At 70.8% G+C, this 8,959-nt stretch carries 6 protein-coding genes and 2 pseudogenes; 3 read left to right on the top strand and 5 right to left on the bottom strand.

Annotation, left to right across the window (positions count from 1 at the left end):
- Positions 1-176 precede the first annotated feature (176 nt).
- Positions 177-1,157: a LacI family DNA-binding transcriptional regulator gene (locus ACFTZL_RS35470; protein WP_382591629.1), complete on the top strand. Its 981-nt coding sequence runs from the start codon at positions 177-179 to the stop codon at positions 1,155-1,157.
- 69 nt (positions 1,158-1,226) lie between these two features.
- Here ACFTZL_RS35470 and ACFTZL_RS35465 read toward each other — a convergent pair whose 3' ends face one another.
- The 4 genes and pseudogenes from ACFTZL_RS35465 to ACFTZL_RS35450 all read right to left on the bottom strand — a co-directional run.
- Positions 1,227-2,987 (bottom strand): cellulase family glycosylhydrolase, encoded by a 1,761-nt coding sequence (locus ACFTZL_RS35465; RefSeq protein WP_382591626.1) that lies wholly within the window; start codon positions 2,985-2,987, stop codon positions 1,227-1,229.
- A 42-nt stretch (positions 2,988-3,029) separates the two neighbouring features.
- Positions 3,030-4,541 (bottom strand): glycoside hydrolase family 43 protein, encoded by a 1,512-nt coding sequence (locus ACFTZL_RS35460; protein ID WP_382591623.1) that lies wholly within the window; start codon positions 4,539-4,541, stop codon positions 3,030-3,032.
- A gap of 105 nt (positions 4,542-4,646) precedes the next feature.
- Complete coding sequence (locus tag ACFTZL_RS35455) at positions 4,647-5,777, bottom strand: beta-galactosidase (protein ID WP_382591621.1); 1,131 nt, start codon at positions 5,775-5,777, stop codon at positions 4,647-4,649.
- A gap of 100 nt (positions 5,778-5,877) precedes the next feature.
- Positions 5,878-6,273 (bottom strand): annotated as a pseudogene (locus tag ACFTZL_RS35450) (beta-galactosidase); the annotation flags it as partial.
- A gap of 746 nt (positions 6,274-7,019) precedes the next feature.
- On the opposite strand from ACFTZL_RS35450, the pseudogene ACFTZL_RS35445 reads away from it, so the two are divergent.
- Positions 7,020-7,160 (top strand): annotated as a pseudogene (locus tag ACFTZL_RS35445) (MerR family DNA-binding transcriptional regulator); the annotation flags it as partial.
- Between the two features lie 88 nt (positions 7,161-7,248).
- Positions 7,249-7,761: a hypothetical protein gene (locus tag ACFTZL_RS35440; protein WP_382591618.1), complete on the top strand. Its 513-nt coding sequence runs from the start codon at positions 7,249-7,251 to the stop codon at positions 7,759-7,761.
- A 14-nt stretch (positions 7,762-7,775) separates the two neighbouring features.
- On the opposite strand, the gene ACFTZL_RS35435 is transcribed toward ACFTZL_RS35440, so the two are convergent.
- Positions 7,776-8,959 (bottom strand): acyl-CoA dehydrogenase family protein (locus ACFTZL_RS35435; protein WP_382591615.1); only part of this gene is annotated, 1,184 nt, incomplete at its 5' end.

Below are 8,959 nucleotides of genomic sequence, written 5' to 3'. Positions count from 1 at the left end.
GACGGCACGACCTGCGATCGGAGGCTGTGTCCCATGCACCTCGTGGCTTCCGCTGCCGACTGCGAGAATGGTGGCCGCAGCAGGCGAGGGGATGGGGAAAGGCGACCGTACCGGAGAACCGAGCGGGAAGACCCTCGACGGAGGACCACGGCGAGCGCGGCGGGGGACCCGCGTCGGTGACGATCGCTTACATCGCCGAGTCCGCGGGCGTCTCCGTACCCACCGTGTCGAAGGTGCTCAACGGCCGGTCGGGGGTGTCGGACGAGACCCGGGCCCGTGTCGAGGAACTGATCCATCAGTACGGTTACCGCGAGCCCCCGAAGAGCCGGAGCAACCTGGTGGAGCTCGTGTTCCGCGAGCTGGAGAGCATGTGGGCCGTGGAGATCATCCGCGGTGTCGAGCGGGTGGCCCGCAGGGACCGGATCGGTGTGCTGGTGTCGGAGTTCGGGCTCCATGACACGGTGGGCATGTCCGTCGACGACACGGTCGGCCGGCGCCCTCGATGCGTCCTGTCGGTCGCGCGGCTCTCGGAGGCCGAGCGGGAGCAACTGGCGGCCAAGGGCATCCCGTTCGTCGTCTTCGACCCGATCGACGAGCTGCCCGACGACGTGCCGTTCGTGGGTGCCACGAACTGGAGGGGCGGGCAGTCCGCGACCCGGCATCTGGTCGGGCTGGGGCACCGGCGCATCGCCGTGATCAGCGGGCCTGATCACCCCTTCTGCCTCGCCCGGCTGTCCGGCTACTCGTCCGCTCTCGCGGAAGCCGGACTGCCCGTGGAGCCCGGCCTGGTGGTGAAGACCCAGCTCACGCGCGAGCACGGGTACGCCGCGGCGCGGGAGCTGCTGTCCCGCGCCGATCGCCCCACCGCCGTGTTCACCGCCAACGACATGCAGGCGCTCGGTGTCTACCAGGCCGCGCGCGAGCTGGGCCTGCGCATCCCGCACGATCTCAGCGTGGTGGGTTTCGATGACGTACCGGCCGTGGCCTGGATGGATCCGCCTTTGACCACGGTCCATCAGCCGCTGGCCGAGATGGCGACGGCCGCCACCGAGCTGGCTCTGGCGCTCGGGCGGGGTGAGCAGGTGCCGCAGGTGGGGCTGGAGATCGCCACCACGCTGGCCGTCCGGGAGAGCACGGCGCCGCCGAAAGAGGAGTGAGGCGGCGCGCGGAGACGCCGGTGCACTGGTTGCCCGGGACGTGGGCAACCAGGGCGAGGGGCCTGTCGGTCAGGATTCCTTGACAGCCGTACCGGTGACCGAGTCTCCGGACTTCGTGACCTTGTACTTCACCTTGGCCCCACTGTGGAAGTGGAAGGTCAGCGTCGCCGGTTCGCCGTCACGCAGTGCCTTGAGGAATTCCGGGGTCAGGATGATCGTCCCGTTCCGGTAGTCCGGCGAGAAGGCCGCGTTGAACTCCTGGTACGGAGTCCAGCCGGTCTGGCCGGCGTTGGTGCCGTCGGCGTACGTGGCGTGCATGGTCGCCAGATCGTCTCCCTGGTACTTCGTGGGAAGGGTGAACTTCGCGGCCGTGCCCGTAGCGTCCGACAGCACCGGAGTGTCGTAGGTGACCACGTCGATCTGCCACGGCAGGCCCTTGGAGAACCGGGCCTGGAGCGTCGCGTTGACCCCGTGGTCGCGGTCGCCGGTCAGCCGGGTCAGGGCCGCTGCCGTCAGAGTCAGCCGATCCTCGAAGACGGTGTAGTCCCGGCCCTCGGCCAGCTTGGTGTCGCCGTGCCACAGCCCCCGGAACTTGGTGCCGTTCGGGTCGAGTGTGAGCGACTGGGCCGTGATCCGGCTCGACTTCGCCACGAAGACCTTGTCGAAGGAGGCGGTTCCCGAGCGGGTGGTCCAGCTCGACTTGATCCAGGCGAAGAGGGCGGGGTCGCGCGACTTCAGGGTCTCCCGGTTCAGGTAGGCGAAGCCGGGGTCCCACAGGGCGGTGGTGACACCGGCGACGCGCGCCAGGTGTCCGACGTGCTCGTAGTACTTCAGCGCCTCGCCCCGCTCGATGCGGGAGGGGTGGTTGTCGTCGGGATAGGCGAGCAGGCCGTACTCGCCGAGGTAGACGGGGATGCCCTTGGCGACGAAGGTGTTGTGCATGCGGGCGAAGGCGTCGTACGCGTCGTTGCGGGCGTCATCGCCGTACCGGGTGCCGCCGGCGATGTTCACGCTGAACGGGTACCAGCTGTAGTAGTGCACGGTGGCGACCAGGTTCCTGTCGCGCAGCCCGCTGATCGTGGTGTACAGGTCGTCCATGAGGCCCTGGGAGGGGGTGCCGACCTGGGTGGTCAGAACGAGCAGGCGGTCCTTGTTCCCGCCGCCCGAAGCGCGGACGATTCTGTGGAACGAGGTGTTCAGCTCGTCCATGAACTGGGTCTTCTGCGCGGCCGTTGCGTCGTCGAAGGTCGGTTCGTTGACGCCTTCCAGGAGCAGGGTGCGCGGCTCGTCCCGGAACGCCGCGGAGATCTGGGTCCACAGGGCGTTGAAGCGGGCGACCACGTTGTCGTGGTTGGTGGCGATCTTCGAAATCCACTGCCATGAGTCGTGGTGGACGTTGAGCACGACGTAGAGGTTCTCGGCCTGTGCCCAGTCGACCACCTGCCTGACGCGGCTCATGTACGCGGCGTCGAAGGTGTAGGGCGCGGTGGCGGAATGGTGGTCATTCCAGGTCACCGGGATGCGGACGCTCCGGAAGCCCTGCGCCCGAATGGTCCGGAACAGCTCCCTGGTGGCCTTGGGGTTGCCCCAGGACGTCTCGTCCGGAATCGCGTCCAGGGTGTTGCCCAGGTTCCAGCTGGGCTGCATCGCGGCGACGGCGTCCGTGGCACGGTGCGGAACTCTGACCGTGGATCCTGTCTGCTGTGCGGTGCCGCCGGGCGCGGCGAGCGCGGTACTGCCGGCCATTCCCAGGATGACGAGGAGCGCCATCAGCAGGCCGGCCATGCGTCTGCGGCTGCGGTGGTGTGCGGGTTGTCGTATGTCCTTCATGTGTTGTCCCTTTCGGTCGGTCGTGCCTTTCGGAGGGTGGGTTCAGCGGTCGAGGGGCTCGTAGTCGAACCAGTCGAAGTGGACGGTGCCTGCCGCGGCGTACATGCCGATGACCCGACCGGTGAAGCCGCCGGCGACCTCGGTCGACAGGTAGCGGCCGTCGAGGGTCGCGAGCTCGGTGAAGGTGCCGTCGGGCTGCTCGGTGCCGAGGGAGACGACATCGGGTCCGGTGCACGGCCCGTGTGGAGACGGCGGTTCCGTGATCGTGACGGCAAGGACCACAGGCCCGGCGGGCACGGACCGCGCGGCCACGACCGTGCGCAGGGAGCCGACGCGCGCGACCACCCGCACCCGCGTGCCGGACACCTCGATCGCGTAGTGGTGCCGCTCGTCGAGCCGAACGGCGAGGCCGCCGCGCCCCTGCCCCGGGTCGACCAGGGTGCGTGCCCGGCAGGAGAGGTGCTGCTGGCGCCGGCCGGTGAACACCACGTCGGGCTCGTCCAGGGAGCCGCCCCGCGCGCGGAGCGTCAGCCACCCGGGGCGCTCCTTGGTGGTGCAGTGTTCGGCGGGCCGGTCGCGTACGGAGATCCAGGACGGCCGCAGCTCGCTGAACTCGAAGTCGTCCCGGTGCTCCTCGACAGGGCTGGGGGAGAGCGGCCACGGGAGCTCGGGCAGGTCCAGTGCGACCTCGCCGACGACCGGCCAGTCGTCCTCCCAGGTCACGGGAGCGAGGAAGGTCTCCCGGCCGAGCACGTGCCAGCCCGGCGTGCCGCCGCCCGGCCGGACGCCGAGCAGCACCATCCACCAGGAGCCGTCGGGGCCTTGGACCAGATCGGCGTGCCCGGTGTTCTGGACGGGGTGGTCGGTGCCCCGGTGGGTGAGGATCGGGTTGGCCGGGCACGGCTCGAACGGGCCGGTCGGCGTACGGCCGCGGGCGATCGAGACACCGTGGCCGCGCTCGGTGCCGCCCTCGGCGATGAGCAGGTACCAGTGGTCGCCGATCCGGTACAGGTGCGGCGCCTCCGGGGCCTTGGCGCCTGGCCCGCCGGACCAGAGCCTGTGCGGTGTTCCGTACGTCTGCCCGGTGGACGGGTCGAGACGGACCTGCGAGACCCCGGCGACCGTGCACCAGCAGGTGCCGTCCTCGTCCCAGACCAGGTCGGGATCGATGCCGGGGACACCCGGCGCCCAGATGGGTTCCGACCACGGTCCGGCGGGGTCGGTGGCCGTGACGATCAGATTGCCGCCGCCCTCGCTGCAGTTGGTGACGATCAGCCAGAAGCGTCCGTCGTGGTGGCGCAGGGTGGGTGCGTAGATGCCGCCCGAGGACGGCATGGAGGCCGGTAGACGCAACTGCTCCGGCCGGTCCAGGACGTTGCCGATCTGCCGCCAGTGCACCAGGTCACGGCTGTGGAAGATGGGTAGGCCGGGGAAGTACTCGAAGCTGGAGCAGGCGAGGTAGTAGTCGTCGCCGACACGGCAGATGCTCGGGTCGGGGTGGAACCCGGGGAGCACGGGGTTGGTGGCGCGGGCGGGCGGGTTCTGGGCGGGCACCCTCGGTCGTCCTTTCGTCGGGTGGGCGGCAGGTCGGCGCTCAGGGAGCGTCCGGTTCCGTGCGGGTGATGCGGAGCAGCGCCGCGGAGGGCGCGGTGGGCAGGGTCACGAGGGATACCAGCTCTGTCCGGTGCCGAAGCGGTGCTGGGTGAGTGCCGGCCTGTCCGCGAGCATGCCGTGGGTGTAGGCGGCGAGCGTTTCGGCGCCTACGGCGCGCAGGGACTCGCTCCAGACGGTGCCGTCCGAGCCGTCCGACAGGGTGATCCGCTGATCCGTCCGCAGCGGCCGGTGCTCCTCGACGCGGATGCCCAGTGCCTCGCGCAGCGGCTCGGCCGGATAGCCGCCGAGGCGGGCGTGCATACGGTCGTCGACGAATCCGGCCGCGTGCTGCACGAGGAGTCTCCCGCCGCCGGCGACGTATCGGCGCAGGTTCTCGGCACCCTTGTCGGACAGCAGGAACAGGGAGGGTGCGATGACCAGCCGGTAGCGGCTCAACTCGTGCTCGGGGTGGGCGAAGTCGACCGTGACGCCCGCGTCCCACAGCGCCCGGTGGGCCTCGGCGAGCGGCGCGTGGTGGTCGAGGCGGGCGGAGGGCAGACCGTCCGCCTCGAGCGCCCACATGGCGTCCGGGTCGTCGAGGACGGCCACGGAAGCGGTGACGGTCGATCCCGCCAGCTCCCCGAGCGCGGCGACCGCTTCGCCGGTCTGTGTGACCTCGCGGAAGACACGGCTGTCGGGCCCCGCGTGCGGGAGCATCGCCGAGTGCCAGGTCTCGGCACCGGCCCGGGACTGCCGCCACTGGAAGAACAGGGCACCCTCGGAACCGCGCGCGATGTGGCCGAGGCTGTGGCGCAGAATCTCCCCGGGTTCCTTGCCGATCATCTGACCGCCGTCGTAGACGGAGCTGGTGCCTTGCTCCATCAGCAGCCATGGACGGCCGTCGGCCAGGGAGCGGGAGCGGTCGGCGTAGAAGGCGACGTGGGCGGCGGAGTCCAGGCCCGGTTCGGACGGATATTGGTCGGAGCTGACGCTGTCGAGTAAACGGGCGAACGCCCACAGATTGAGCCGCAGGCAGTAGGGCAGCATCAGGTTCGTCGTCACCGGGCGGTCGCTGTGCTCGCGGATCGCATCGCGCTGCTCGCAGTAGGCGGCGATGATCTCGTCGCCCCAGAAGCGGTGGAAGTCGACTGTCTGGCCAGGGTTCTTGTGGTACTGCGTCGCACGCGGCGGCAGCACCCCTGCTCCCAGGAGGTGTAGCGCTGGCTCCAGAAGGCCGTGCCCACGCCTCGTTGAGCGCGTCCAGCGAGCCGTACCTGGCGGGCAGCCACACCCGGAACGCGGCCGCCGCATGGTCGCACCAGCAGAGCGTGCCGTACTCGTTGTGCACGTGCCACAGCGCGAGCGCCGGGTGGTCGCCGTACCGCTCGGCCAGCGCGGAGGCGATCCGGCGAGCCGCGCTGCGGTAGGCGGGCGAGGCGAGGCAGTAGGTGTCGCGGCTGCCGTGGACGAGCCGAGTGCCGTCGGACCTGACCGCCAGTGCCTCGGGGTGGGCCAGGGTGAACCACGGCGGAGGGGAGGCCGTCGGGGTGGCGAGGTCGACGGCCACGCCGTTCGCGTGCAGGCGTTCGATGTGGGCGTCGAGCCAGAAGAAGTCGTAGCGTCCTTGCTCGGGTTCGAGCAGGGCCCAGGAGAAGACTCCGAGGGTGGCCAGGTTGACCCTGGCCCGGCACATGAGTTCGTCGTCCTCCTTCCAGACCGGCTCGTCCCACTGCTCGGGGTTGCAGTAGCCGCCGAAGGCGAGGCCGCCCAGGCGGTCGGTGATACTGCGTGCCGTAATGACGGTTCCTCAGGTGTGGAGAGTCGCCGGGTGATCTGACGTGCCGTCAAGGTGGGTGTGGTCGACCGCTGTGCGGCGTCGGGCCGAGTCGAACCGCCCTGGAGGAAAACGTTGAACGACGGACCTGCCCGGTGCACCTGAGGCCCGGGGTAGATGTGGTCGATCACGGGGTAGCGGCACTCGGGGTCGAAGCCGTGCGGGCGCCACAGCAGCCCGTAGACGGGGGTCCTGCCGTCGGCGGCGGTGGCGCGGAACCGCTCGGGCGGGGCCCAGCCGAGGGCCTCGAGCCCGGCGGTGTCCGGGGCCTCCAGCTCGACGAGAACCTGCCCCGTCCCCGCCGACCACCCGCGTACGGGGCGGGACGGCGGGCGTGGAGAGACGGTCGACCAGGTAACCGCCCTCCGGCGGACTGACGGCGTCATGGTCGTGGTCGGCGTCGGTGAGCCGGGTCATGTCGCGGGGTCCTTTCCGGGTCGGCGGAGTTCGGCCACGGCCGTGCCGTGGATCCGTCGATCGAGCGCTGCCACCGCCCACGGGACACTGTGCCGCCACGGCACACTCAAGCCCTTTGTGGCTCGTGGCACGAACCGTTTCGACGTAGCTCTTGACCATGCCGCCACGGCACGGTGTGGACTGCACATATGGCCTGGAGCACTCGAGAGATCGCCGAACTCGCCGGCACCAGTCTGCGGGCGGTCCGGCACTACCACGAGGTCGGACTGCTGGCGGAGCCCGAGCGTCGCGCCAACGGCTACAAGCGGTACGGCGTCGCGCATCTGGTCCGGCTGCTGCGCATCAAACGCCTCACCGACCTCGGGTTCTCGCTGTCCCAGATCGCCGCCATGGGCGACGTCGACAACCACCCGGAAGATGCCCTGCGCACCCTCGACGCCGAACTCGCGGCCATCATTCGAACGCCTCCAGCGCGTCCGTGTCGAACTCGGCCTGATCCTGCGCCAGTCGTTGCCCGCCGACCTGCCGCCCGAGTTCGCCCCGGCCGCCCGGGCAGGGATGTCCGAGTCCGACCGGTCCCTGTTCCTGGTGATGACGCGGGTCCTCGGCCCGGCCGCTCGGCAGGCCTGGGCGGACATGATGGGGAACCAAACCGACGGCCCCGTGAGCAAGGAGTTCGAGGCACTGCCCGCCGACGCCGACGAGCGGACCCGCCAGGGCATCGCCGAGCGCCTGGTGCCCTACGCCCGAGAGGCGTTCGACGAGCACCCGGACCTGCGCGCCCCGGCCACCGACGCCCCGCACGGCGAGGCCTTCGCCAAGAAGACGATCGGGAAGGCCCTCAGAGACCTGTACAACCCCGCACAGCTCGACGTCCTGCGGCGGGTCAACACACTGCTCGGCACGGACGCCGAGGCCGGACAGCCGTAGCTGCCCCGCCTTGGTCAGACAGGCAGGACGAAAGGAGGGTGCGCGCCGTTGAGGAAGTAGTCGCCGACGTCGCGGAGCCGGTGGGTGACGGGCTCGTACAGGGTGTGGGTCCGGGCATTGCGCCAGAAGCGGTCGAAGCCCAGCCGTGCGGACGCGGAGCGGGCGCCGATGATGTCGAGGGCGCGGGCGGTGGTCTCCTGCACGGCCTTGGACGCGGCGGCTTCGGCCATGGCGACGAGCACGGAGATCTCCGCGTACTCCTCGTAGGCGAGGTCCTCGCCGCGCGCCAGCCCGTCGCGCAGGGCATCCCGGGCCTGGTCGGCGAGTGCGGACGCGGAGCGGGTGAGCACGGTGAGCTCCCCGTACGCGGTCAGCACCTGCGGGTCCTGCGGCGAGCCGACCGGCCAGTCCGGGTGCCAGTGGGAGTGGCCGGTCCTGCTGTACTCACGGGCTTCGGCGAGCACGCCCTCGGCCATGCCGAGCCGGAGCTGCACCGAAAGAAGACGTCCGACCGGTGACACCAGAGCGGTCAGGGGCGACAGGACGTCCTCGTCCGCGGCCAGGGAGCCCAGCACATCGTCGGCGGAGACCCGTACGGCGTCGAACTCCGCGCTTCCGCCTGCCGCGAGCCGTTGCCCGAAGGGGTCGGCGTCGCCGTCGATCACCACGCCCTGGAGGGCGGGATCGATCACGACGGCGAGCGGCTCGCCGGTGTCGGCCCGTACGGCCCGCACGGCGAGGCGGTCGGCGACCAGGACGCCGGCGGCGTAGTTCTGCCGGCCGTTCAGCACATACCCCTGCGCGTTCCTGGCGAGCGCCAGAGCGGGTTCCTGCCGCGCCAGACCACCGCCCCAACACCACTGCTCCGCTGCGGAGCGCAGTTCCAGCCGGGCGGCGACAGCGGGGTCCGTGAAGAACCGGGCGCTCCACGACATGAAGTAGTGACAGCCGAGCAGTTGGCCGATCGCACCGTCGGCCGCCGCGATCTCCCGGACCACGGCGTACGCCGTGGGCCAGTCCGCACCGCCGCCCCCGAGCCCGGCCGGTATCAGGAGGGTCAGCAGGCCCGACTCGCGCAGCCGGGACACCTCGTCGAACGGGGGCTTGCCTGCGTGGTCCCTGGCCACCGCGTCCGTGGCCAGGTCGTCCGCCGTCTCACGGGCCACGCGCAGCCAGTGCGCACGGCCGGGCCCGGTCC

The sequence above is a fragment of the Streptomyces sp. NPDC056948 genome, from assembly GCF_042674225.1.
GTDB classification, from domain to species: domain Bacteria; phylum Actinomycetota; class Actinomycetes; order Streptomycetales; family Streptomycetaceae; genus Streptomyces; species Streptomyces purpurascens.
The sequence above is the reverse complement of the archived record's forward strand: the minus strand, read 5'-3'. Positions and strand labels throughout refer to the sequence as shown.

Bases quoted from the DNA above. Each gene is read 5' to 3' on its own strand.
- ACFTZL_RS35465 (WP_382591626.1), bottom strand. From the start codon at position 2,987: ATGAAGGACATACGACAACCCGCACACCACCGCAGCCGCAGACGCATG.
- ACFTZL_RS35440 (WP_382591618.1), top strand. From the start codon at position 7,249: ATGCCCTGCGCACCCTCGACGCCGAACTCGCGGCCATCATTCGAACGC.